20 protein-coding genes and 1 pseudogene are annotated in these 26,984 nt (G+C 32.9%); 9 read left to right on the top strand and 12 right to left on the bottom strand.

Features of this window, described 5'->3' with window-relative positions; genetic code table 11:
• The first annotated feature begins 239 nt into the window (after nucleotides 1–239).
• Together ACX9TM_RS27440 and msrB are read left to right on the top strand one after the other, a co-directional pair.
• On the top strand, nucleotides 240–1,283 hold the full coding sequence (locus tag ACX9TM_RS27440; RefSeq protein ID WP_001166010.1) for an AI-2E family transporter: 1,044 nt from the start codon (nucleotides 240–242) through the stop codon (nucleotides 1,281–1,283).
• 91 nt (nucleotides 1,284–1,374) lie between these two features.
• The gene (msrB, locus tag ACX9TM_RS27435; protein ID WP_033696055.1) at nucleotides 1,375–2,340 is read left to right on the top strand and encodes a peptide-methionine (R)-S-oxide reductase MsrB; all 966 of its coding nucleotides are present in this window, start codon (nucleotides 1,375–1,377) and stop codon (nucleotides 2,338–2,340) included.
• 28 nt (nucleotides 2,341–2,368) lie between these two features.
• On the opposite strand, the gene ACX9TM_RS27430 is transcribed toward msrB, so the two are convergent.
• Entirely contained in the window at nucleotides 2,369–5,485 is a 3,117-nt protein-coding gene (locus ACX9TM_RS27430; RefSeq protein ID WP_001033494.1) for an efflux RND transporter permease subunit, read from the bottom strand.
• A 140-nt stretch (nucleotides 5,486–5,625) separates the two neighbouring features.
• Here ACX9TM_RS27430 and ACX9TM_RS27425 point away from each other — a divergent pair, with 140 nt between their 5' ends.
• Nucleotides 5,626–6,501, top strand: coding sequence for a TetR/AcrR family transcriptional regulator (locus tag ACX9TM_RS27425; protein ID WP_065382188.1), 876 nt, complete (start codon nucleotides 5,626–5,628; stop codon nucleotides 6,499–6,501).
• A 51-nt stretch (nucleotides 6,502–6,552) separates the two neighbouring features.
• Here ACX9TM_RS27425 and ACX9TM_RS27420 read toward each other — a convergent pair whose 3' ends face one another.
• From ACX9TM_RS27420 to ACX9TM_RS27385, 8 genes are all read right to left on the bottom strand, one after another.
• Entirely contained in the window at nucleotides 6,553–8,106 is a 1,554-nt protein-coding gene (locus ACX9TM_RS27420; RefSeq protein WP_065382187.1) for an ABC-F family ATP-binding cassette domain-containing protein, read from the bottom strand.
• A 155-nt stretch (nucleotides 8,107–8,261) separates the two neighbouring features.
• Entirely contained in the window at nucleotides 8,262–9,200 is a 939-nt protein-coding gene (locus ACX9TM_RS27415) for a glycosyltransferase family 2 protein (protein ID WP_063219912.1), read from the bottom strand.
• Nucleotides 9,201–9,297: 97 nt separating this feature from the next.
• Nucleotides 9,298–11,964, bottom strand: a complete 2,667-nt coding sequence (locus tag ACX9TM_RS27410; RefSeq protein ID WP_000023708.1) for a YfhO family protein — start codon at nucleotides 11,962–11,964, stop codon at nucleotides 9,298–9,300.
• A gap of 309 nt (nucleotides 11,965–12,273) precedes the next feature.
• The gene (locus tag ACX9TM_RS27405; protein ID WP_046393130.1) at nucleotides 12,274–13,695 is read right to left on the bottom strand and encodes an oligosaccharide flippase family protein; all 1,422 of its coding nucleotides are present in this window, start codon (nucleotides 13,693–13,695) and stop codon (nucleotides 12,274–12,276) included.
• A gap of 97 nt (nucleotides 13,696–13,792) precedes the next feature.
• On the bottom strand, nucleotides 13,793–14,773 hold the full coding sequence (locus tag ACX9TM_RS27400) for a glycosyltransferase family 2 protein (RefSeq protein WP_065382186.1): 981 nt from the start codon (nucleotides 14,771–14,773) through the stop codon (nucleotides 13,793–13,795).
• A gap of 354 nt (nucleotides 14,774–15,127) precedes the next feature.
• Complete coding sequence (locus tag ACX9TM_RS27395) at nucleotides 15,128–15,478, bottom strand: DUF2304 domain-containing protein (protein WP_001121774.1); 351 nt, start codon at nucleotides 15,476–15,478, stop codon at nucleotides 15,128–15,130.
• Nucleotides 15,479–15,484: 6 nt separating this feature from the next.
• Nucleotides 15,485–16,213, bottom strand: coding sequence for a glycosyltransferase family 2 protein (locus tag ACX9TM_RS27390; protein WP_000151539.1), 729 nt, complete (start codon nucleotides 16,211–16,213; stop codon nucleotides 15,485–15,487).
• Nucleotides 16,214–16,426: 213 nt separating this feature from the next.
• Nucleotides 16,427–16,939 carry an acyl-CoA thioesterase gene (locus tag ACX9TM_RS27385; protein WP_000412123.1) on the bottom strand — a complete coding sequence of 171 codons (513 nt, stop codon included), beginning with the start codon at nucleotides 16,937–16,939 and terminating at the stop codon, nucleotides 16,427–16,429.
• A 298-nt stretch (nucleotides 16,940–17,237) separates the two neighbouring features.
• Between ACX9TM_RS27385 and ACX9TM_RS27380 the strand changes: the two genes are divergently transcribed.
• Entirely contained in the window at nucleotides 17,238–18,551 is a 1,314-nt protein-coding gene (locus ACX9TM_RS27380) for an ArnT family glycosyltransferase (protein WP_001015630.1), read from the top strand.
• Between the two features lie 91 nt (nucleotides 18,552–18,642).
• On the opposite strand, the gene ACX9TM_RS27375 is transcribed toward ACX9TM_RS27380, so the two are convergent.
• From ACX9TM_RS27375 to ACX9TM_RS27365, 3 genes and pseudogenes are all read right to left on the bottom strand, one after another.
• Nucleotides 18,643–19,344, bottom strand: coding sequence for a methyl-accepting chemotaxis protein (locus tag ACX9TM_RS27375; RefSeq protein ID WP_370541919.1), 702 nt, complete (start codon nucleotides 19,342–19,344; stop codon nucleotides 18,643–18,645).
• 54 nt (nucleotides 19,345–19,398) lie between these two features.
• Nucleotides 19,399–19,944 (bottom strand): annotated as a pseudogene (locus ACX9TM_RS27370) (protoglobin family protein); the annotation flags it as partial.
• A 134-nt stretch (nucleotides 19,945–20,078) separates the two neighbouring features.
• Nucleotides 20,079–20,711: a trimeric intracellular cation channel family protein gene (locus ACX9TM_RS27365; protein ID WP_000924371.1), complete on the bottom strand. Its 633-nt coding sequence runs from the start codon at nucleotides 20,709–20,711 to the stop codon at nucleotides 20,079–20,081.
• Between the two features lie 462 nt (nucleotides 20,712–21,173).
• Between ACX9TM_RS27365 and ACX9TM_RS27360 the strand changes: the two genes are divergently transcribed.
• The 5 genes from ACX9TM_RS27360 to ACX9TM_RS27340 all read left to right on the top strand — a co-directional run bounded on the left by ACX9TM_RS27360 (nucleotide 21,174) and on the right by ACX9TM_RS27340 (nucleotide 26,962).
• Nucleotides 21,174–22,646: an O-antigen ligase family protein gene (locus tag ACX9TM_RS27360; protein ID WP_065381850.1), complete on the top strand. Its 1,473-nt coding sequence runs from the start codon at nucleotides 21,174–21,176 to the stop codon at nucleotides 22,644–22,646.
• A gap of 95 nt (nucleotides 22,647–22,741) precedes the next feature.
• Nucleotides 22,742–23,851 (top strand): glycosyltransferase family 4 protein, encoded by a 1,110-nt coding sequence (locus ACX9TM_RS27355; RefSeq protein WP_001221227.1) that lies wholly within the window; start codon nucleotides 22,742–22,744, stop codon nucleotides 23,849–23,851.
• A 21-nt stretch (nucleotides 23,852–23,872) separates the two neighbouring features.
• Entirely contained in the window at nucleotides 23,873–24,613 is a 741-nt protein-coding gene (locus tag ACX9TM_RS27350; RefSeq protein ID WP_000290748.1) for a WecB/TagA/CpsF family glycosyltransferase, read from the top strand.
• Between the two features lie 214 nt (nucleotides 24,614–24,827).
• Nucleotides 24,828–26,027, top strand: coding sequence for an MFS transporter (locus ACX9TM_RS27345; protein WP_000521075.1), 1,200 nt, complete (start codon nucleotides 24,828–24,830; stop codon nucleotides 26,025–26,027).
• 218 nt (nucleotides 26,028–26,245) lie between these two features.
• Nucleotides 26,246–26,962: a LytR/AlgR family response regulator transcription factor gene (locus ACX9TM_RS27340; protein WP_000698256.1), complete on the top strand. Its 717-nt coding sequence runs from the start codon at nucleotides 26,246–26,248 to the stop codon at nucleotides 26,960–26,962.
• Nucleotides 26,963–26,984 lie beyond the last annotated feature (22 nt).

Genomic DNA, 26,984 nt, shown 5'->3' with positions numbered 1-26,984 from the left:
TAAGACCTATTTAAAAAAATGTAAGTTTCCTTAAATCTTCATTAATACTATGTAGAATACGTTTTGAATTAGGTCATTGTATTGTAAAATAAGAAGTAAGCTACTATATACCTGTTAAAGTAGGCATATAATGAGTTTATAAAAATCTTAATATGAATGAATAATTAAAAGTAGAAAAGAGAGAGAAATCTACTTATTAACGTTTTAGTTTATAGGACAGGAGAGAGTATTCGTCGATTATGCAAATAAAAAACCTGTTTCAAAGCAAAGGATTCCAGAGGTTACTCGTATTAGTAATACTTGCTCTCGTGTTATACGGGCTGCAAAGTATGTTGAATTTAATATTAATTACGTTTATTCTCACGTATTTAATGGATCGATTCCAAAAGTTTATTTCACGCAAATTAGATCATTTCATGCCTATTAATCGAAAAATTATTATAGCGTTTCTATATGTAATGTTAATTGGTGGAATTGCTATTACGCTATTTAAATATTTACCAGTATTGACGATACAAATTTCACAACTGATTTACCAATTCAATGTATTTTTAAGAAACCCACCAGATAGTGAACTAATTAAGTATGCAGTTAATGCTGTCAATCATATGGAGCTTTCTAAATATGTAGGACAAGGCGTAGACATTTTGTATAAATCGATTACGAATGTTGGTAAATTTGGCCTTCAAGTTTTACTTTCTTTAATTTTGAGTTTGTTTTTCTTATTAGAAAAATCTCGTATTGTCGGTTTTACTGCAAAGTTTAAAGAAAGCAGGCTTGCAATTTTCTATACTGAAATTGAGTACTTCGGAAAGAAATTTGCACGTTCATTTGGAAAGGTAATCGAGGCGCAATTTTTAATTGCTGTTGTTAACTGCGTTCTTTCAGTTATCGCATTATGGATATTAGGATTCCCGCAATTATTAGGTTTAGCGTTAATGATTTTCTTGCTTGGCTTAATTCCAGTAGCGGGGGTTATCATTTCGTTATTCCCACTTTGTATGATTGCTTACAATATTGGCGGTATCATGTACGTTGTTTATATTTTGGTTATCGTAACAGTGATTCATGCGCTTGAAAGTTACGTATTAAACCCGAAGTTTATGTCGCAAAAAACAAATTTACCGATTTTTTATACATTTATGGTATTAATCTTCTCAGAACACTTCTTAGGTGTATGGGGATTAATTATCGGTATTCCAATCTTCATCTTCTTATTAGATGTTTTAGATGTGACAAGTGATGAAATGGAGAAGGATGTTGGAAAAAATAAAGTGAAGTAAAGAAAAAGCATCGATGTTCGGTGCTTTTTCTTTTATAATATGATGTTTCTTATGCCATACTGTAAGCAGAACATAGAATAGGGGTGAAGTAATGGCTGTAAATGAAAAGGTAGAATTGGCTACATTTGCTGGAGGGTGCTTCTGGTGTATGGTTTCACCATTTGAAGAGATGGAAGGGATTATAAAGGTTGTTTCTGGCTACACAGGTGGTCATAAAGAGAATCCAACGTATAAAGAAGTATGTTCAGAAACGACGGGACATTATGAGGCAGTACAAATTACATTTGATGCAAATAAAATGCCGTATGAGGAATTGTTAAATATATATTGGAGACAAATTGATCCGACCGATATTGGTGGACAATTCCACGACCGCGGACAGTCTTATGAAACGGTGATTTTTTATCATAATGAAGAACAACATAAAAAAGCAGAGGCCTCAAAAGAAGAGCTGGAGCAGAGTGGACGCTTTTCAAAACCAATTGCGACAAAAATACTACCAGCAGCTACATTTTATCCAGCTGAAGAATATCACCAAGGATACCATAAGAAAAATACATTCCGCTATGAGTTATATCGTAAAGGCTCAGGACGAGATGCTTTTATTAAGCAACATTGGCCAAAGGATAATGCTCATTTAAAAGAAAAACTCAATGAGATGCAGTATTATGTAACACAGGAAAATGGTACAGAACCACCATTTCGAAATGAGTATTGGAACCATAAAGAGGAAGGTCTTTATGTCGACATCGTTTCAGGTGAGCCGTTGTTTACTTCTCTAGATAAATTTGATAGTGGATGTGGATGGCCTAGTTTTACAAAACCAGTGATGTCAGCAAGTGTGAAAGAAAAGATGGATGTGAGTCATAATATGACACGTACAGAAGTGAGAAGTAAAGAAGGAGATTCACATCTTGGGCACGTATTTCCAGATGGTCCAGGACCAAATGGCCTTCGTTACTGTATTAATTCCGCAGCTCTTCGATTTATTTCAAAAGAGGAATTAGAGAAAGAAGGCTATGGCGATTTCCTAATCTTGTTTGGAAATAAAAAATAACCTCGCAGTTAGCGAGGTTATTTTTTTGTTATTTTGTTTTTTTCTTTTTAAATTTGCTTAATACTTCATAAACGATTGGAACAATAAGAAGTGTTAATAACGTTGAACTTGTTAATCCACCAATTACCGTTACGCCAAGTCCTTTAGAAATTAAGCCACTACCTTCAAATCCTAATGCAAGCGGAATAAGAGCACCGATTGTTGCAATTGCAGTCATTAAAATTGGACGAAGGCGTGTTGCACCAGCTTCTAATAAAGCTTCACGTGTTGATAGTCCTTCATTTTCCTTATGAATAACGCGGTCGATAAGCACGATTGCGTTTGTTACAACGATACCGATTAACATAAGCGCACCAATCATTGCAGATACACTTAATGTTTCACCAGAGATTAATAAGGCAACAAGAGCCCCAATAATTGTAAATGGTAGCGAGAATAAAATTGCGAATGGTGCTAGGGCACCACCAAATGTAACGACAAGAACGAAGTATACAATGGCAATCGCAGCTAACATCGCTAGGCCAAGTTGCTTGAATGATTCTTGAATATCTTTAGTAACACCGCCCATAGAAACATCTACACCAGAAGGAAGATCCATTTTATCTACTTCTTTTTGTACTGCAGCAGATGCTTTTGAAACGTCATCAGATGTTAATTTGGCACTAACCTCTGCATAAACACGTCCATCTCGGTGTGTTACTGTATTCGATGTTTCACCTTCTTTTACAGTCATAACATCTTTCACAGCTACTTCATTACCAAGTGGTGTTGTAATTTTGCGATTTGTTAAGTCATCGATTGTTTCATAATTTTGTTTTTCAGCTTCTACATATACATTGATATCTTTACCGTCTTTTTTAATTGTTGTCAGAACAGGGCGATCATGTTGATTAGAAAGTCCCATTCCAATTTGAGCAGCCGTTAAGCCCATTTTACTCAGCTTTTCTTGATCTGCGACTAAAGTGTACTCTGCATATGTTTTTGCAATACTAGAATCTATATCTTTTAAGTCTTTATTTTTCTTCATGATATTTTGAATATCTTTTACGACAGGCTTAATGTCTTCTGAGCTATCTCCATAAACGTATAGTTTAATTTCGTTACTACCGCCACTTGCTCCGAAGTCTTGGTTTTTCCATTCGCCTTTGCCAGACATCTTCTGTAAATCTTTAACGACTTGTTCTTTCTCTTTTTCAAAGTTTTTCGTGTCGTTATCATATTGTACGAAGAACATTGCTTGGTTTGATTGACCAGGACTCATTGGATTCTCTCCACCTAATGAGAACTGAATTGTTTTGACGTCTTTATTATCTTGGAAGTGCTTCTCAGCTTTTGTTGCAATTTTTTCAACGTCTTCTAACGTTTGACCTGGTTCAGGATTATATGTTGCAATAATCATTTTTTCTTCTTCAGAAGGTAAGAAACTTACACCGATAACTGGTACAAGTGCAAGGCTACCAACTAATAGAAGGACAGCGATACTTGATGTAATAATTTTGTGATTTAAAGCCCATGCAAGTATGCGTTTATATCCATTTGCTAATTTACTTGGTTTTTCTTCATGATGTACTTCTTTTTCCCTCATGCTCTCTTTCTTAAATAAGGAATGAGCTAGCATCGGTACGATTGTAACTGCTACTAGTAATGATGCTAATAAAGCAAAGACGATAGTTAAGGCGAATGGTAAGAACATTTCACCAATCATACCTTTTACTAGTCCAAGCGGTAAAAATACAGCAATTGTTACAATGGTGGAAGACATAATCGGGATAAACATTTCTTTCGTAGCTTCACGAATTAAATCTTTTCCACGTAATTTCTCTTCTGATAACGACATACGTCGGTAAATATTTTCAATAACAACAATTGAGTCATCGACAACGCGGCCTATAGCAACGGTCATTGCTCCAAGTGTCATAATGTTAAGCGTAATATCCATTTGCTTTATGACTAAAACAGCAATTAATAAAGAAAGTGGTATTGAAACGACAGAAATTAACGTTGTTCGAATATTTCGTAGGAACAGCATAATAATAACAATCGCAAAGATAGCACCGAAAATTGCTTTGCTCAGCATTGTTTCAACTGATTTTTCAATAGGTGCACCTTGGTCGAATGTTGAAATGATCTCTAAATCTTTATATTTTTTCTCAAGATCTTTTACTTTATCTTTTACTGCATTTACAACATCAACTGTATTTGCATCAGAGGCCTTCACAATTTGAATTCCAATTGCTTCTTTTCCATTTGTTCGAGAAATAGATTCTGCTTTCCCAACTTCTTTAATGTCAGCAATTTCGTCTAATGTAACTGTTGGAATCCCGTTCATAGCAGCTGGATTCATTTGCGGCGTTTGTGCACCAGCGCCAGCATTTTGACTACCTTGACCGTTAGGTGAGGAAGGTATAGCTGGGATTTTAAGTTCTTTTAACGCTTTAATCGTTGTAATATTGCCATCTACAACAACTGATTTTTCCGTGTCTTTAAATGTGTATAAGCCAAGTGGTAAAGATACATCCGATCCCTTAATCACATTTTTTACGGTATCTTCACTTAGTCCTAGTTCTTTCATTTTATCTTTCTTGAAGACAAGCTGTACTTCATCTACTTGTTGGCCAGCAATTTGAACAGATGCAACACCATCAAGTCCTTTTAATCCTGGTACAACATTTTTTTCTACATTTTCAGTTAAGGTAGCTAAAGATTCATTCTTACTTGCCACGCTTAACGAAATAACTGGAAAGGCATTGAAGTTTACTCGTGAAACTTTAGGATCTTTAACACCTTCTGGGAGTTTTACATTTGTGAGAGCTTCTTTAATTTCTGTTTCTGCTTTTTCCATATTTTTATCAAAATCGTATTCTACTTGGATAGAAGATGCGTTTTGAAAAGATGATGAACTCACAACGTTAACACCGCTTAAATTTTGTAGTTGTTCTTCCATCGGCTTTGAAACTTTATCAGCTACTTCTTCTGGTGTAGCACCAGGATAGACCGTAGTTACTGTCACAATCGGTGTTGTAATATCAGGGATTGTTTCCAGCTTCATATTGAGTCCAGAGTAGATCCCCGCAATAGTAACAATAATGGTTAGTAGCCAAACTGCGAACTTATTTTTTAACGAGAAATTGATGATTTTGTTCATGTTTGCGCTCCCTTTTTATTATATTGACCAACTGGTCAGTCTAATACATAATATAACTGACCGTTCGGTCAATCGTCAATAAAAAGAGATGGTATAATACATTTATAATAAGATGCGAGATTAAATTTAGGAGAGAAGATATGAAAGAAAAAGAGCGTTTAATTATAGAATCGGCTATGAAGTTATTTGCTACTAAGGGTGTAAATGCGACATCAGTGCAGGAAATTGTGACAGCTAGTGGTATATCTAAGGGAGCTTTTTACTTATATTTTAAATCGAAAGATGAGCTTTTATTAGTGACACTTCGATATTATTATGACAAAATCCAAAAAAAAATGCTGGATATTGAACAAGAGTCTTTATTACCACGTGAAAAATTTGCAAAACAATTACATTGTCAGTTTAATGATATACAAAAGCATAAAGAATTTATTATTATGCATGCGAGAGAAAATGCGATTCCGTTTAATAAAGAAGTAGAAGAATTTATGATGCGGATGAAGTTAGAGTCTCATGCATTTTATCGGGATAGTTTATTGTCCATTTATGGTGAAAAGGTTATGCCATATTTATTGGATTTAGTAATTATGGTAGAAGGCATATGCCGTGGGTATTTAGAATTAATTATTTTACAAGCACCAGAAATTGATTTATCGTATGTAGCTGCTTTTATTTTAAAAAGAGTAGATAAATTAGTAGATGGCTTAGTAGAATCTTCGGAAGAACCTATTTTACATGAAGAAAAGCTTGGAGAATTCCTTTGTAAATCAGAGCTTATTAAGGAACAAGTTAAAGAACATTTTTTAAAAGAGATTATTGTATTTAAGCGCACTTTAGCTGATCAATTAGAGGATGATGAGCTGTTGGTTACATTAGATGTTTTAGAGGCGGAAATACGATTGCTTAATCCAAGAATTCCGGTAATTAGAGGTATGTTAGCAAATTTAGAGGCGTATCCGGAATTAAAAGAATTTCGATTACGCCTTATAGGATACTACAATATAAAAAATTCTTAATAAAAATAAGTAAAAAACTCCTTGTCTACACAAGGAGTTTTTTCTTAAAGACTACTTACTATTTTGAGACCATTCTTCAACATCCCAAACTTTTGTGATCCAATCTTCATAGAAGTCCGGTTCGTGACATACAAGGAGAATTGTTCCTTTATATGCTTTCATAGCCTTCTTAAGTTCCGCTTTTGCTGTAACATCAAGATGGTTTGTCGGCTCATCAAATAATAGCCAGTTACTTTCCTCACCCATTAGCTTACATAAACGAACTTTTGCTTGTTCTCCACCACTTAATTGACTTAATGGGCGAGAAATATGTTCATTTTTTAATCCGCATTTTGCTAACATCGCACGAATTTGATGCTGGTCTAGGCCAGGGAATGTATTCCATACATCATCAATTGGTGTTATATTATCAGCTTTAACTTCTTGTTCAAAGTATGCAGGCTCTAAGAAGTCACCAAGACTTGTTTTACCGCTTAAAGGTTTAATTTTACCTAAGATTGTTTTTAGCAACGTTGATTTACCAACACCGTTACATCCAACAATAGCAATTTTTTCACCACGTTCAATCGTCATTGATAGCTTTGGTAGTAGCGGATGTGTATATCCGATTTCTACATTTTCACCTTCAAAGACGAAGCGACTACTTGCACGACTTTCTTTAAATGAGAATTCCGGTTTAATTGCTGTTTCCGGACGATCAATAAGCTCCATGCGATCAAGTTGTTTTTGACGACTCTTTGCACGACCTGTCGTTGAATAACGAGCTTTGTTCTTTGCAATGAAGTCTTCTTGCTTTTTGATAAACTCGCGCTGTTTTTCATAAGCGTTTATATGTTGATTTTTATTGATTTCTGCTAGTTCTAGGAATTTTTCATATGTCGCTGTATAGCGTGTCATTTTTGTGAATTCTAGATGGAAAATAACATCAACACATTTGTTCATAAATTCCGTATCATGAGAAATTAATAAGAATGCATGTGGATATTCTTTCAAATAATTTGTTAACCAATGAATATGTTCAACGTCTAAATAGTTAGTAGGTTCATCAAGCAATAACACTTCTGGCTGTTCAAGTAATAGCTTTGCAAGCAATACCTTTGTACGTTGTCCACCACTTAATGCTGAAACATCACGATCTAAACCAATTGCATCAATTCCAAGACCACGTGCAGCCTCTTCAATTTTCATATCTAGTAAGTAGAAACCACCTGCTTCAAGTACATCTTGTATTTCTGCCATTTGCTCAAGAAGTTCTTCTAGTTCTTCTGGTGTAGCAGTTCCCATTTTTTCTGTAACTTCATTTAAAGCTTTTTCCTTTTCGAATAACGGTAAAAATGCATCCGCTAGTACGTCACGGATTGTACGCCCAGGTGTTAAAACAGTATGCTGATCTAAGTAGCCGTAATGTGTGCCCGGTGTCCATTCTACGCGACCTTGGTCATGAATAAGCTGACCAGTAATGATATTCATGAATGTTGATTTACCAACACCGTTTGCACCAACTAATCCAACGTGCTCACCTGCTAATAATCGCATAGATACATCTTTAAATAATGTACGATCGCCAAATGTATGTCCTAATTTTTCAACTGTTAATAAGCTCATAGTATCCTCCGTCCAACTTGAAATAGTACCTTGAATCATGATACTAAATTCTTTCATATAATGCTATCATTTCAAAATGTATATTTTTTCAAAAGAAGTGTTTGTAAATGTTAGTATATAAAAAAGTTACTTCTCCTACAGAAGTAACTTTTTGGTTATGCCTTTTGTTTAACTTCACTAACTTTCTTTTCAGCTACAATAAAATGCGGTCTACGTTTTGTTTCATAATAAATACGACCGATATATTCACCAATAACACCTAGGAATATGAGTTGAATACCGCCAATAAATAGTATAGCGGAAATGAGAGTAAAGTAACCAGGAACTTCCACACCACCGAGGATGATTTGAACGAACGTAGTGATTACGTATAAAAGTCCTAAAATGGTTGTTAGTAATCCAAGATATATAGATAGACGTAACGGTTTATTATTGAATGAAATTACACCATCAATTCCATAATTTAATAATTTCGAGAAGGTCCATTTACTTTCTCCATCAGAACGTAATACATTTTCATATTCAATGATTAATTCGTTATAACCGATCCAAGAAAATAAGCCCTTTGAAAATCGGTTGTATTCACTTAAAGATAATAAAGAATCTACTGCTCTTCGACTTAAAAGTCTAAAGTCACCAATACCGTCTACTAATTCAATATCTACAAATTTATTCATCACTTTATAGTAAAGACGAGAGACGAAAGAGCGAACGGGTGAATCACCAGTTCTTGTTCTTTTTGCAATGACTTGGTCGTAGCCGTCGTTATATCCTTCTAACAGTTCTTTTATTAACGTAGGAGGGTGTTGTAAGTCAGCATCCATAATAACAATTGCATCGCCTGTAGCATATTTTAAACCAGCTAACATTGCAGCTTCTTTTCCGAAGTTTCGACTAAATGATATGTAGTGTACCGATGAATCTACACTAGCTAAATCACGTAAAATATTTAATGTAGCATCTTTACTACCATCATTAACAAAAACAAATTCATAATCGGTAGTTAATTTATGAATTTCAAGGGAAGTCTCTGAATAAAAGGCTCGAAGCACCTTTTCTTCATTGTAGCATGGTACAACTATTGAAAGGGTCATGTTTGACACTCCTTGTTTGTAGTGGATTAAAATAATATTTAGATATTATTTTAGGAAGCTATCTAAATAGATAGCTTCATGATTCATTAAGTGCTCATTATTGCTTTTTAAAAGAAAATTTTCGTCGTGCTTTTGGATTTTTGAAAATTAGTAAAGCTATACAGATAATTAGTGAGATGATTGATATAGTCATACCTAATTTGAAGTAAGGTGTAACGTAAGTCATTTCGATTACATGTGAACCTTTTGTAATTGGAACACCGATAAAGGCAGAATTCGCTTTCGTAAATTCTGTTTCTTTCCCATCAATTTTTATAGTCCAGCCTTTACTATATGGGACAGATAGATATAAGAGCCCGTCTTTATTTGATTTGATATCCCCTTTTAAATAATTGTTCTTATAATAAATATTTTCAAGTCTATTTTCAGTTAGTTTTTTTGTTTCTTTTTGTATACTTTCATAGTTTACAATATTTGCTTGCAAGTCACCTAATTCATACTCACCTGCCATATCAATAGAGATAGTTAGGTTTTCTGGACGCTCATTGCCCAAATTGTAAACAAACCTTTCTAACGGATAAGAGTATGCACCAGCATCGTCCCCTTTTCCTATCGTTTTTCCATTAACAGTTGCATTGAATGTGCCTGCATTTTTTAATTTTAATTCTATCAGTAGATCACCAGGTGTATCAGGATAATTGATAGGTACAATCATATTTCCAAAGCCATGAACAATTAGTTTATTTTCTTGTTTTTCCATGTTTTCGAATTTTGCTTTTTCCGTTTTAATAGATACTGCCTTTGATTTAAGGTCTTGTTTATTAAAATGGTTTAATGAAAATTCTTTTGTATTATTAACGACAACAGCATGTAATAATAATTGATCACGCTGAGCAAAGTTTAATTTAGAAAATTCTTCTTCACTTATAGCCGAATCATATACATATCCTAACGGTAAAGCATAGTCATTTTTGTAAATATTATATGGTCCTACTTGCTGTAATAGTTTATATCCATAAGGTACATTCTTTGAATCTGTATCAGCACTTAATACGCGATATTTTATACCTAGCATATTTTCGAGTAGTAGTCGACTATCAGCTTGATAAAACATTGAAGGTGTATCGTACATTTGGAATACGCCATATTTATTTTTCATAAAGTCATGGACATAATAATTAACCAAGCTTTGATACGTACTTACGCCATGATATCCTTGTAGCATTGGTGTGTTATATTCGCTATATGGATTAAGAATACGATAAAAGTCTTTATCATTTTCTTGTATGTAGCGAATTGCAGCAATTTCTTCTTGATTATCATAGCCTGGTTCGTGTAACTTTTCAGTTGAAATCTGGCTCTGTCCGTAAACTGTGCTAAGTATATTATTCGCATACATATAATTCATAGAAATTGTGCTAACGAGTACGTTCAATACAACTAAAAATTGTATGAAAGGTTTAGAAATATAACGCCATAAACATACTGTAATAACAGAAAGAACGACAGTTCCGAGTAAAATGTTATCAACGTCTTGTAAAGGTTTATCAGTTACATTTATATTTGCCTTTCTATAAAATGCATAAATGAATAATCCAATAGACACTAATAAACTTATTAAATAAGGTAATTTGTAGTCTTTCTTATGAATAATCATCCAATCTAGAATGTATGCAATTGTTTGGGCAATTACAAATACAAATAAATAAAACCATCTAGATTGCATTGCTGAAAAACCATTAAACATAGAATATGTATATGGAAGCATAAACAGAATGAACATGAATAACGTAAAGAATACTTTATTCTTAACGAGTTTATCACGTATAAACATTCCAAATACGATTAAGAATAAAATTAAAGCTGGTAAAGCTAATTGATGATTTTCAGCATTATACATGAAGAAAATATTTTCCATTAAATCTTTATAAAATTTATCTTCAAATAATAATGGTATCTCAAACTTTTTTGATAGTCGATCAGCGCTAAATACGGCATTAACTGATGGGAGGAAGCAAACGGCGGCTAAACCGAGTGATAATCCGTACAATAAACCGATTCTAATATAATAAGTTAGAAAAGAGACAATCGTTTTATTTTGTTGTGTCGCAAAGTATTGGAATAATGCATAAATAAATATGAAAATACTTGTGATAAAAGCAAAATAAAAGTTTGATGCTAACATTAAAGTAGCAGCGATTAGGAAAAGGCCGTGCTTCTTTTCAATAATATATTTATCAAGTCCCCATATTACTAATGGTAAAAATACAATGGCATCAGCCATGAAATCCCATAGTAAAGAGTGGCGGATGAAAGTAATACAGCCACCATATATAATAGCAGCAACAAAAGATGAGAATGCTGTTTTATTATGGTAACGTAAAGAACCATACATGAATACCATAGCTAAAAAGTTTTTTAAAATACTCATGTATAATTTCACGTCATATACTTGCTCAAGACTTAGTTTAGGTAGTAACAGTGTAATCCAGAAAAACGGTGATGTGCTGTAATAATAACTAAACTCTCCAAATAAATCTCCACCTAATCCATAATCAAAAGACCAAAAAAGGTTGCCATCTTTAAAGGCATGTTGTAGAAGAAACGTAAAAAAGCCAAATTGACGTAACGCATCCCCTGTACCAGAAAAGGCTTGATTAGATGTTAAAAAGAAATAATGAAAAGCAAAAGCGCACAATAATAATATTGGCATAATTATCATTGTTTTCTTGGAAAAGAATTTATTATTCGGCTTTATGCTCATAAAAATTGATAATCCTCCTTTGAAAGTCGTTACATGTAACAACTAGTTTTTAGGTAGCATATAAAAACACACCAATTTTTAAAGGTGTGTTCTTTAGTTTTAACATGAGAAAATATATATTTTTGTTGAAGCATATATATTTTTACAAGCGTTGAAGTTCATAGTTTACATGTAATTTAGTATAAGGCATTTTCAGAAAGTAAGTCAATTTGAGCTGGAATATATAGCATTTTTTTACTGAAGAAAAATGATGGTATATAAAAAAAGCAAAAAGCTTTTCCATTTTTAAATAGGAAAAGCTTTTTGCTTTTAAGCATGTTTGCGAATGAGCTTTTGTTTTATAAACCCTAAAACAAATCCACGTATTTGAGGATCAATTCCAATTCCAATTATACCGTATAGTATACCAGTAAGAGTTAAAGCAATTAGTGGCGGTAAGTTGATTAATGCAATTCGGTATATACCGTAACTAATAATAAAGGCTAAGGAATTAAATATAACTCCTTTAACTAATAATTGCATGCCTTTACGAATAAAGAGGGTAAATCCGATTAATAGTGTAATTTCGGTAAGGATAGCTGCGGCAGCTGCTCCCATCATTCCATATTTACTACCTAATACAATATAACCTATGATGGCAACAACTAATCCAATAGTCATTGTTGTTGCACGTTTCCATTGCTGGCCAATCGTTGTTAAATTATCGGCTAGTGGATAGTTAATTGATTGTAAAATAACCATAAACGCTAGAATAGCAAGAGCGTCACCGGCGGGAGCGTATTCTTCTCCTAATAAACTAACAATCCAGAAACTTGGATCCGCAATAAAAGGGATAGAAATTCCCATTCCTAAAAAAGACATAAGTTTTAATTCAAAACTTGATAATTTTCTATGTTCTTCAATATTTTTCTCATTACCAAAAGCAAAAAGCCTTGGATAAAAGGCCGCTGCAATTACCCCAGGTATTTGATATAGTACAGCAGGTATTTTAGATGCAGCACCAAAGAATCCAACTTGATTATACGTTGAAACCTTTTCTAATATAATAGGGCCCAATTGTGGTAAGAGCATAATGATGATGCCATTGATTGTAAAAATAAGTAGTTGATCTAAAATGCCTTTATCCCAACCCTTATGGACCTTCGTATAACGTATTGTCATTATAAAGGCGATAACACCTGTTACAAGACTAGATACCCCGTACATGGCAGCAACCATCATAAGTGACCATTGGAAAGACATCCCTAGTAATAGGGCAGCAGCAGCAGTTACACCTTGTAGTACAGAAATAATAGCTGTAAATTGCATGCGTTCTGTTACTTGGAAGTAAGCCATTCCAACACCTTGTAAGGTTGCTCCGAACATTGTTGGTAGAACAACCCAATATACCATCGCGCGTAAGTAAGCATCGGGATAGAAGAACTGGGCAAAAATAGCGAAAAGTACAGAAATTACGATAGCTAATATTAAACGAATACGTAAGTAACTACTTATTAGTACGCTAATATTAGCATCGCTTCTCGTTCCTTCACGCATAAACGTATGTGTTAAACCTGCATCTGTAAAGTAACAAATAACAGCTGAAACTGCTAACGCAGTTGTAAACATACCGTAATCACTTGGAGAAACATACCTTGCAAAGAAAATTGTTGCAATAGCCAGTACAAAACGGACAGTAATGTTTCCTACAAACAGGTAGGATGCGTTTTTTAGAATTTTATTTGTTTTCATGAGAAAAGACCTTTCTATTCTTTAGGACCCGGTTAGCTTGTCCTATTTGTAAATTTGATTTGTTCACAGAAAGAGAGAGTATCGTTATATTTTCAGTTTAAGAAAACAGAAATTTAATTCGTACAAACCAAAGCATTGCATATAGTTTTTTACTACGTTTTCCATTCTTTGAATAGACTTTACGGCAATATTTCTTTATATCTTTTTTGATTAATTGAACTTGTGATTTATCTAATTGAGAGTTTTCTTTAATATATATACAAGCGTTATTGATGACTGTATAAGGGAATAAATAAGTCTCAAGAATTTCAATAAGTAACTGAGAATCTTTTGTAATGAAATCTTGAGATTTATTATGTACCCATTCCTTCATACGATTGAATACTTCCAGCTCTTTTGTCGTTTTTAATTCATAATCTTTATACTTAGAAGAAAGATTTCCTTCTGATAAGATTCTATAATAAGTTAAGTATTCATGGACATAACATACATTTGTCACACTCATAAGTTTAAATAAAAACTCTAAATCTTCGCCCCAACTACATTCTGGTGTAAAACGAATGTTATGATCCATTACGATGGATCGTTTGAAAATCCAAGTACTTGTTTGAGCAACAACTTGATGCGTTAGGAATGCTTTTGCCATATCACCTTTAATAAAGTTTGTTGTATGTTCAACCTTCTCACCTGTTTCTTCGTAGAAATTCATATAACCACAATAGCAAGCGTCCATGTTGTTTTTATGCATACTTTCGACTTGCTTCTCAATTTTAGTTGGATGCCATAAGTCATCGCTATCAAGAAAAGCGACATATTCTCCACTAGCATTTTCAATACCCGTATTACGAGCTACTGAAACACCTTGGTTTTTTTGATGAACGTATTTTACTTGCCCTGGATATTTTTCAGCAAGGTTTTTCACAATAGAAGGTGATTGATCTTTACTTCCATCATCTACAATTACAATTTCGATATTTTTATATGTTTGATCTAGTATTGACTGCATCGTTTCTTCAATATATTTTTCCGTGTTATACAGGGGTATGACAACAGAAACAAGTTGCTTTTGTTCCATCATAGAATTTTTATCTCCTCAAGTTTTTTATGTCTTGCATCATATATACAAGCCTTTTGAAAGGAAGAAGATTACAAGAACATCTGTATAAGTTTAACGCATATAAACTTTGTAAATCAACTTTCTATTAAAAAGGTGGCGGGAAGTTAGATTCTTATGGTTAATTCTCGTATTTCAAACAGCTTTATCATGTCTATTGCATATAACTTCTTATTCATGTCATTTTAACTTATTAGTTAAGTAGGATGTATCTATCTTAACGATTGTGAAGGCGAATAAATTATTATTAAGAATAAAAAACCTCTTAATTTTTGCAATAAATTAAGAGGTTTTTTATATTAGCTATGAAATATTAGGTTAGTCTTTGTCTGGCTCAGTTGCATTTAATTTTTGCTTTAGTAACGCATAATCTTGCGTTAATGTTACAAGTTGATGATGTTGTTTAGAAATTTTTCTTGTTAGGTCAAAAATTAAGATGAAACAGAATAATAGTCCAAATAAGAATAAAATGGAAGGGGGATATTCTACTTTTAATAGTTTTCCAATCCAGTTTATAATTTTATCGGTAGAACTTAAAATAGCCATTGCAATACAAACAAAAATCCATAAAACAGCATATTTCGTTTCTAAAGTTCCACGGCGAATGGAATTAATAATTAATAATAATAATAATAAAATAAAGATGAATGAAAAGGTAATTATAGGCATTTATTATCAACCTTTCACGATTTTTTGCATCAATATAGCAAGACTTACTTTAATCATGTAATATGCAGATTTAAAAGGTGTGATAGAAGATTGTCCACCTTGTCGCTCTTGCATATTTACAGATATTTCATTAATGCGAAGTTTTTTCTTTTTTAAATGAATAAGAACTTCTGGTTCTGGATAATCTTTTGGATAGTTGTGTGCAAAAATTTTAATTACTTCTCGATTGATAGCACGATATCCAGAAGTTGGATCCATAAATGTTTGTTTTGTTAGTACTTTCAATAGGGCAGTAAAATAAAAAATACCGATCCTTCTGGAAATACTACCTTTATATGCTGTTTTTTCTGTAAAACGTGACCCTAGCACCATATCGCATTCATCTTCAGCGATTGGCTTTATAATTTTATATAAATCATCTGGATTATGTTGTCCATCAGCATCGAACTGAATCGCAATATCATATCCGTTCTCATATGCGTATTTATATCCAGTTTGTACAGCTGAGCCAATACCTAGGTTATATGGTAAATTCACAAGGTGAACAGGAAAATCTTGTACGATTTGAGCTGTTTTATCGTGTGATCCATCATTAATAACACAAATGCTTAATCCTGTAAAATGCTGTTTTAGTTTTAATAATCTTGTTAATGTATCTGCAATTGCTTCTTCCTCGTTATACGCTGGAATAATAATTAACGTTTTTGGTATTGAAATTGGTACTTCAATAGTCATTACCGCACCATCCCTTATATACTTAATCATATTATGGTTATTTTTAAACGAACTTTATTTAATATACCATTAACAGTATAACAAAATAAAGGAAAAGCTGGTGCATGATTTAGGAGAACAGATTGAGAATAAAATGGTAAGAGGTGATATTTTGTATAAAAAAATACATGCAAGGAAGAAAAAATCTGTGCATGTATATGGAAGAGTATTGTATTAAATATTCCAAGGTTTATTTAAAGTTAAAACCTCAGCCATTTCTTTGCTTTTTAAACGTCCTTTTTTTCTATTTTCCGCACGTTCTGAACCGGTTGTGTATAACCAATGTTCTTCCTCAGTTTCAGGTAGTACTTGTGGTACCGACGAAGGTTTTCCATCTTTTATTGCTACAAATGTAATGAAGCAAGTAGCAGCAATTCTACGCTCGCCTGCTAATAAATTTTCTGCGATTACTTTTACGAAAACTTCCATTGAAGATTTCCCTGTATAACATACAAATGCTTCATAACAAACAGAATCAGCCTGGTGAATTGGAGTTAAAAAATCAACTGAATCAATAGATGCTGTTACGCAATGTTTACGACTATGTCTTGCAGCCGCAATCGAAGCAATACTATCAATTTCTGCTAATAATTTCCCTCCAAAAAGTGTTTGGTGATTATTTAAATCGTTAGGAAAAACACGTGTTGTCTTAATTGCTTTAGATTCTCGCATGAATTTCTTTTCCATATATTCAGCCCCTATAGTCTGTTTTCAATCAGAATAATATGTGTAAGCGGATTACTCATATTAGATATTTAATGAAGTAAAGTGTATTCCAAAAGAGGATTATTTAAACTTCTGTATTTGTATTCATGTAACTGAAAGAAAATTTATTTTATCTAAAATGTAGTGTAAAAGAGGATTCGCTTACATTGCAAGTAAAAAGTAATGACTATGTATTTGTCATAGAAATTCTCTATCAGCCGTGTACTCATTCATGATAGAATCGTTTTGTTATGAATGGAAATAGAGGTGCAATGGACATATGAATCATATACAAACAAATTTTTCATCTTTCTTTAATAAAATTACAATCGGTGCGATGCTCGCATTTTTTGTTTATAGTTGTTGGGCAGCATTTGAGAAAAGTAAGCAATTTTTTGGAGGAAGTACAACAAGTGTAACAATCATATTAGCAATTTTTATCATACTCATTTTGTTAGTGGCATCAATTCTACAATATCGTTTTACAGATAAACAATTTCTTATTTTTCTTATAAGTATATCTATAGTTGTGAGACTTAGTATGCTGTTATTTGTAGACGCTCCAATAATTGGTGATCTGAAAGTGATGTATGAGTCTGCAAAGCAGATTGCAATTGGTAATAATATAGAGACTGTAACTCATTTGCCTTTTATTATATATGAGTCAGTAATTATTCGTATATTTGGTGATACATTATTCGCTTTACAACTATTTAATGTGTTATTTTGCGCAGGAACCGCATTTTTTATTTATCGTATTGCAGCAATGGTTTTTGGAGAAGAATGCGGTCGTATTGCTTCTATCTTTTATGCTCTGTATATTCCAAATATATTCATGAGTTCCGTATTAACTCCTGAGTCACTTGCAATATTTTTATTTTATTTTGCTTGTTACATACTTTTATATAAAGGATTAGATCATCCTTATATGTGGGTATTTTCAGCGATTTTATTTGCATTTAGTAATATGATTTTCCCAATGGGATTATTTCTTCCTATTTTTATCACGGTATATGTATTATTAATCGAAGTATTTCAATCAGCAACGAAACAAAAGGTGTTACTAAAGATGATAGGGATACTTATTCTATTTTATAGTGCCCATTTTGGTGTGAATTATGGAATTAAGACAATGGGAATGTCACAATATACGATTGCGAATGAGACGTATGTTCAATCTGTTTTAATTGGAAAAACGCAACATGAAGAAAAAATATCGAAAAATCAAAGTGTAACAGAGCATATTGATCAAAAGTTAAAAGAGATTGAGGGAGAAAGATTTAAACTTTTAGAACCGATGATAAATCAGTTTTCAGATGAGGGGATAAATTCTATTCTTTTCAAATATGAAAAACTGATATATATAGCCGTAACATTGTTTATGACTATAGCTCTATTACACTTCCTTATTAAGAAACAACAAAATGAGGGATATATGTTGTTCTTATTTTTAATTAGTGGATACGTATTGTTAAAGCTCTTCCAAGTAGATATGGCATATTACAATGTAATTATGCCAGCATTGTTTATTTTGCAGAGCTTTGGTGTTTATATGAGTTATGTGTATTGTCAAAAAATATTTTTCAGAAAATAAAAAGAATCCATTCTGGATTCTTTTTTTTGATGGAAGATGAAATTTAGTAGTTAGTACAGATGAAAAGTATGCTTGACTACTAAATTTCATCTTATCGATTTAGTTCTAGTTGCAAATTATCGGCTGTTAGAGCCATTTGTGAGGAATCATCTTGAATTCCTTTCATTACTTGTGAAATAGCTTGTAGTTCGTGTTCAATTTTCTTATTCTGTTCTTTTGAGTTAGACATATCTTTTACGATTTCTTGGAAGTATCGATCTGTTGCCGACATACTATCTGTTCCTTCCGATACGAGAGAGCTAATTTGTTTCACAGAAGACGAGACACGAGTAATTTGTTCATTTGTTTTTTCGACGAGCTTTGTAACGTTAAATATAGATTCTTTCGTTTGCTCTGATAATTTTCGGATTTCGCCAGCAACAACAGAAAACCCTTTCCCAAATTCTCCAGCACGTGCAGACTCGATAGCAGCATTTAGTGCGAGTAAATTTGTTTGCTCCGCGATTGATTTAACGATATCTATGATTTCGTTAATTTTGTTAGAAATATCAAGAAGTTCATGAGTATCTGTAATAATTGTTTCCATATTCATTTGAATAGATCCCATTCGTTTGTTTTGCTGGTTTAATTGTTCTTTCCCTTTATTCGCTTTTTCTTCAGATGTTGTAGCTAATGATGTACCTGTTTTAGCAATCTCTACAATAGTTTCAGACTTAGCGGTTAGTTTTTGAATAGAAGAGCTTGTCTTTTCAGATACAGCAGCTAGTTCTGTTGCGATATGCGTAATTGTCATAGCAGTTAATTCTTTTTCTTTCTCATGCTCTTTTTGCATTCTTTCATATTCAGATTCATAAGCTGCAAGAACAAGTTCTTGTTCAAGAGTGAATAATTTATTTATGACATTTATAGAATAGGAAAAATCATCGATTGTTGTTAATTTTGTTTGTAAAATCTTCATGATAGAGCGGAATAATTCTTGATAAGCAGCAGTATACCATTTTCGATGTAAACCAATTTGTACATGCCTTTTGGCAATCCTAACACGCTGTTCAATAAAATCTTCATGCATATTGCCGCTGAATAATTCTTTAATATGTGTTTTTAAAGTTTGTTTTAGTTTTGGAATAGAGCTGTAACGCTCAATAATAGTAATTAAATTAGGTTGTTTTGTAATGTTGGCATAGAATTTTTCAGTAATCCAATCAATTTCTGCATAAATAAAAGGCTGTAGTACTTTTACAACTTGTAAATCTTCTTTTGAAATATGTAGCATATCCATTTGAATTTTTAATTCAGAATTAGTAGGTACATTAAAAGTTATTTGTTGGTCCTTACTTAATTCGATTATACTGGCATTTGTTTTATTAATATTTTTTTTGAAAACCCCAAGCATCATTCTTCCCCCTGTATATAAAACGTTTTCAATTTTAAAACTAATATAGAGTAATTATATATGCTTATATATAATTACTCTATATTAGTTCGTTGAATAGTATATAAATTAAGAGAATTCTAGATAGAATTCTCTTAATGGCCTTTATTAATTTTAGCATGTGTTTTAAAGAAAACAGGGAAATGCACATTATATATTACAGTGACGACACGAATAACGAATGTTACTAATAAACAAACATAGAAAGCTAATACGTGCGCCCCCATAGCGTGTGTGATTAGGAAGCTAATTGCTCCTAAGATAGAAGCGATTGCGTAAATTTCTTTTCGGAATACGTAAGGGATATCTTGAGCACAAATGTCACGCAAAATACCGCCTCCAATACCTGTAATGACTCCCATTGAAACAACTAGAAATGAGGCGTCAACATGATGTGACATTGCCGCATTTGCACCAATAGCTGTAAAAACGCCTAAGCCAACAGCATCAGAAAGCATAATAACGACTTGAAGTTTATTGATGCGCTCAAAAAACATACAAGTAAATAATGCTGATAATACACTTACGAAAAAGTAAATGGGTTTTACAAATGCGACAGGGGGCAGGTTACCAATCATGATATCACGAATAATACCGCCGCCGAGCGCAGTAGCTACAGCTAAACAAAGGACACCAAATAAATCTAAATCTTTTTTTAAACCAACTAATGTACCAGAAATGGCAGCGGCGATAATGCCAAGAAACGTAAATATATCGATTAATAACATGGCCTTAATCCCTTCCTCTTAAAGATGTTCCAGAGAAAAAATATACACTAAAGTATTGGAAATAACAATTACTTTTCGTTACATGTAGAAAAACGGATAAAATACATAAAGAAAGCGTTTGAAAATGTTTAGGGGAAAATGAAGCAAAGTTAATCTTTAGTTGTAGGATAGCCGAGTAGATGTCATTTTGTAATTATTAAATTTTATATATTAATACAAGGATTAATAAATGTTACTATAATGCTGATAATAAGTGAAAGGGTGTTAGATAGTTTTTATAGAGATAGGGAAGGATAGCTAAAGGATAATATTTTCTATTGTTACTTAAGGTGGAGTGGCTAGTTTCGGTATAAAAATAGTTCTCAATTTAAATATGAGTTATGTTATAATTGCTAGGTGTGTTTTAACGATAATAAATTATGATTAAAAGATAATGTTAAGATTTTGTATGGAGGTCTTGGAATGTTAGCAAATCAAGCTAGGGTTAGATTTGAGCATTTTTTGCTCTTTTTTATTATTTTACAGCCTGTTTTAGATTTATTAACGTCTCTTAGCATAACTTTATTAAAGTCAAATGCTACCGTTGGAATTTTAGTAAGATTCCTTATTATGGCTGTTGGTGGTATTTACATTTTAATTCAGGCAAAAGAGAAGGAAAATAGAAAGTTTTTAATTTATCTTATATTATTAGCCGGAGTTTTAGGGATAGGGTTTATTAATAACAAACTAGTTAAAAATCCTATTGTACTTGGTGAAGAGGTTAAATTCGTTGCGAAAGCATTATATATATATATCATGCTGGGATCATACATTTTAGCTTTAAAATCATTGAAAAAGACAGTTAATATTAGTGATAAGGTTCGAAATAGTATTGTATATTCTACATTAATCATTAACGCAATTATGGTTATTTCTATTTCAACATCTACTGACTTTGGTAGTTATGAATGGATGAAGGTTGGTTCTCGAGGTTGGTTCTATGCAGGGAATGAACTAGGTTCAATCTTAGCTATTATTTTCCCTATTGTGGTACTATATTCTATTCAAAAAACAAAGAGCTGGAAACACATTTTATATTGGATTCCATCACTTTTAATGATTTATTCGCTAATTCAAGTCGGTACAAAAGTTGGAATGGGCTCAATTGGTGCTACGTTAGGGGCAGCAATCGGAATCATTGTACTACAATTATTATTTGATAGAAAAAATCCGAACAAAAAATCCCTTGCGCTTAATGCAGTAATTGCTATGGTCCTATTAGCTGGTGTAGTTGGGACGTTTAAACAAACACCATTAGCACAAAATATGGGTATTCACAATAATTATTTATCAGAGCAAAATGTGGCACAGCAAGGTCAAAAAGAAAAAGAAATTAAAGAGAAGCTGAAAAAAGAGCAAGAACTTAAAGAAAAAGAAGAAAATCATCATAAAGTTGAAAAGCCAGAAGAAAAGGCGAAGATAGAAGAGGAAGTTAAGAAAGAGCTTGAGAAAGAGCAAAAGAAAGAAAATCAAGAAAATCTTATTTTCAGTGGACGTCAAGTATATGAAGAAAGACATAAGCAGTTCTTTAAAGAAGCGCCAATGTCACAAAAGTTATTAGGAATGGGTTATGCAGGTAACTTTAAATACAATGAACAAAAGCAGCCAGATCCAAAACTAATTGAAATGGACTTCCATGATTGGTTTTATGATTTCGGGATTATTGGCTTTGTATTACTAATGATTCCATTTATTTATTACGGGCTAAGAATTTTACTAGCATTTGCTACGAGATTTAAGGACATATTCAATATAAAATATGGAATGATTTCAGCAAGCTTATTGTTAGCGTTAGGTATTGCTTATATTGCAGGACATATTTTAACAGCACCAGGAGTTGGGATTTACTTTGTAGTGGTGTTAGCTTATCTAATAGTAGACCTAGAAATTGAATGATAAAAATAAAAGCTAACTTTTGTTAGCTTTTATTTTTTAGTACAGTAAAATAAAAATAGATGGAAACGTAGCGAGGATTTAAAGGAGGAAAAAATATGAGAATATTGCATATGAATGCAGGAGCAGAAGATGGGGGAGGGAAAACACATATTATTTCACTTCTCGATCAGTTTCCAACTGGTGAAGTAGAATTAGCAGTATTTGAAGATGGAATTGTTGCGAAGGAAGCAAGGGAGTTAGGGATAAAAGTCCATGTGTTTTCACAAAAATCGCGCTATGATTTATCCATTTTAAAGAATATAAGTGAATTTATTAATAAAGAAAAATTTGATGTAGTTCATACACATGGCCCTAGGGCTAATTTCTATGTTTCTTTAATGAAAAAGAGAATAAAGGCAAAATGGGTAACGACTATTCATAGTGATCCATTTCAAGACTTTACTAAACAGGGCTTAAAAGGTTGGATTTTTACGAAATTAAATTTGAAAGCCTTAAAAAATATAGACTTATTTTTCGTTGTAACAAATAGATTAAAAAAAAGCCTGGCAGCATTAGGTATTTCAAATGAAAAGATGCATGTTATTTATAATGGAATTGAATACGATAAGGAAAAAGCAGAAGGCTATAATAAAAAAGAAATGTTCAATATTGATGAAGATGTATTTACGGCAATCCAAGTAGCACGATTACATCCTGTCAAAGGACATGAAGTTTTATTCGATGCGTTACAACAAACAAAATTAGAGAAAATTAAAGTATTATTAGTTGGCGATGGCCCATTAGAAGAAAATCTAAAGTCATTAGCTACTGAAAAAGGGATTAACGATAAAGTAGAGTTTTTAGGACATCGTCAAGATGTAAAACAATTATTTGCGTCGTCACATGTAAATTTATTAACTTCCCATAGTGAAGGGTTCCCACTAGTTTTATTAGAAGCGGCAAATCAACGCGTACCATCAATTGTGACTAGGGCTGGAGAAATTGAACCATTAATCGTAGATGAAACTTACGGATGGATTGTGCCAACAGGTGATGGAAAGGCATTAGCATTAGCTTTAGAAGAAGCGTATGATAAGTGGAAAACTGGAGAGTTAGCAGCAATGGGTAAACATATTTATGAGCATGCTACTATGAACTTCTCACTTCAAAAACTATATGAAGATACAAAGGAAACATATAAGCAATTAATAGCGAAAAACTTGTAATGATAGAGAGGATAGTTAACTATGGCAGTACAAACAGTTGATATTCTAGGCGTTCCTTTTTCTACAATGACAATGGATGAAACGGTCCAATATTTAAAAGAACAACTAGAAGCGGAGCGAACTCATACGTTTCAGGTAGTAACAGCAAACCCTGAAATTGTTATGTGCGCAAAAAAGGATGAAAAGTTCTATCAAACATTATTGAATACAGATTTAATTACACCTGATGGTATTGGGGTTGTAAAGGCAAGCGGGATGCTTGGTACACCTTTAAAAGAACGTGTAGCAGGTTTTGATTTAATGTGTAATTTACTTGCGAAGTTATCAGAAGATAGTAAGCCGGTATCTGTTTTCTTATTAGGTGCAAAGCCGCATGTTGTACAAGCTGCAGCAGATCATTTAACAAAGACATATTCAGCTGTATCCATCGCCGGTATACAAGATGGTTATTTTAAACAAGAAGACGAAGAGAATATTATTTCTCGCATTCAAGAAGCAAAACCAGATTTATTACTTGTTGCACTTGGTTTCCCGAGACAAGAGAACTTTATCCAAAACAATAAGCATCGTTTAGAAACGAAAATGGCTGTTGGAGTGGGTGGAAGTTTAGACGTATGGGCTGGAGAGGTAAAACGTGCACCAAAATGGATTCAAGCGATTCATTTAGAGTGGTTTTATAGATTATGCAGTAATCCAACACGCTGGCGTCGTCAGTTAGTATTAGCGGAATTTTTAAAAGAAGTAATGCGTTCGAAAAAGTAGCGAAATATCGCTGCTTTTTTTATTTGTTCATTTTTAATAAATTGAAATTTTAATTAGTGAGGCATCCCCACTGATTATTAGCTCTCACCAATCGGGATAGACGTTTTACTTTTTGGGAATGATGAAGGAGAATTTTTTACACAAAAGTATTTTACTTATACAATTCACACATGTAAAATGATGTGTAAAGACACCTGTGTGAGGAGGACTTCTAGTGGGCAAGGTAAAAGAAATTTCGAAGCGCAAACTACTTGGTATAGCTGGGCTTGGATGGCTATTTGATGCGATGGATGTTGGAATGCTTTCATTTGTAATGGTAGCCTTGCAAAAGGATTGGGGATTAAGTACGCAAGAAATGGGCTGGATAGGCAGTATTAACTCAATCGGTATGGCAGTAGGAGCGCTTATTTTTGGGATACTATCAGATAAAATAGGGCGGAAATCAGTCTTTATTATTACATTATTGTTATTTTCTATCGGTAGTGGTTTAACTGCATTAACAACAACACTTGCAATGTTTCTCGTTTTACGCTTTTTAATTGGTATGGGGCTTGGCGGAGAGCTTCCAGTTGCCTCTACACTAGTATCAGAGAGTGTTGAAGCGCATGAGCGTGGGAAAATTGTTGTGTTATTAGAAAGTTTTTGGGCAGGTGGATGGCTAATTGCAGCTCTTATCTCGTATTTTGTTATTCCTAAATATGGTTGGGAAGTTGCGATGGTATTGAGTGCAATTCCAGCACTATATGCTTTATATTTAAGATGGAATTTACCGGATTCCCCAAGGTTCCAAAAAGTTGAAAAAAGGCCATCTGTTATTGAAAATATAAAATCAGTTTGGTCTGGGGAATATCGTAAAGCAACAATTATGCTATGGATTCTATGGTTTTGTGTTGTCTTTTCCTATTATGGAATGTTCCTTTGGTTACCGAGTGTAATGGTGCTAAAAGGATTTAGTTTAATAAAAAGTTTCCAATACGTACTTATTATGACATTAGCTCAACTTCCAGGATATTTCACCGCTGCTTGGTTTATTGAACGTCTCGGTCGTAAATTTGTTTTGGTTACGTATTTAATTGGGACAGCTTGCAGTGCTTATTTGTTTGGGGTTGCGGATTCATTAACAGTATTAATTGTGGCAGGTATGCTACTATCCTTCTTTAACTTAGGTGCTTGGGGAGCATTATACGCCTATACACCTGAGCAGTATCCAACGGTTATTCGTGGTACAGGTGCAGGAATGGCAGCAGCATTTGGTCGTATCGGTGGTATCCTTGGGCCACTATTAGTGGGATATTTAGTTGCCTCAGAAGCTTCACTATCATTAATATTTACGATTTTCTGTGGATCAATTTTAATTGGTGTATTCGCTGTAATAATACTTGGACAGGAAACGAAGCAACGAGAATTAGTATAAAGTGAAAATTTAAACGTATCCTGGATCGTTTATCATCCTACACTACTTGTCTCTTTATAGGCAGTTAGTACGGGATAAAGGGGGAGAGGAAACCGAAGTGGTTTCCTTTTTTCTGTTTTTTTAGATAAATAATGGTATAGTAAGAAAAAGGGATTATTTCTTATAAAAGCGAATGTATACAACAGGACATATGGACAAAGAATTAGGTGGTTGAAGAAATGAAAATTTTACTGATTATGGAAGAGGCAGAAGAGAGAAGAGAGTTAGCTGAAAATTTCACTGAAAATATGAGAAATGTAGAATGTTTTGAAGCAAAGACAGGAACAGAATCTTTATTTATGATGAAAAAACATATACCAGACTTTGTTTTTTTAAGTTCCAAATTACTAGATGGTACTGGTTTTGAATATGCAAGTTTATTACGAGAAATAAATTGCTATACAAAATTTATTTTTGTAGGTGAAAACATAGAAGAATCTATTACAGCTTTTCGTTTTCAAGCATTTTATTATTTATTGCGACCATTTCGTGAAGAAGATTTACAATTTCTTTTATATAAAATAGGTAAAGAACAAGGTGAGAAAGCAAAGAGTTATTTGCGAAAACTACCGATAGAAAGTCAAGAGGGCATACGATATATTCTTCCAGAAGATATCGTATATGTAAGTAAAAATAAAGAAAATAAAACTGTTTCAATTTACACAACGAATAATCAGTATATTTCAACATATACACTTCAGGAATTAGAAAATAAGCTAAATGCATATGATTTTTTACGTGTACATAAAAGCTATTTAATTAATATGTCATATGTAAAAGAACTGAAACCTTATTATAATGGCACGTATAATTTGTATTTAGATAGGTATGATGAGCAACCGATTCCAGTCAGTCGTAATTATGTAAAACGCCTTCGAAATAACATTGAATTATAGTAGATAATGAGAGTATTTTAAC

It is taken from the genome of Bacillus sp. LH1 (genome assembly GCF_057924895.1).
Note: the sequence above shows the minus strand (reverse complement) of the source record. Positions and strands in the feature narration are given on the sequence as shown.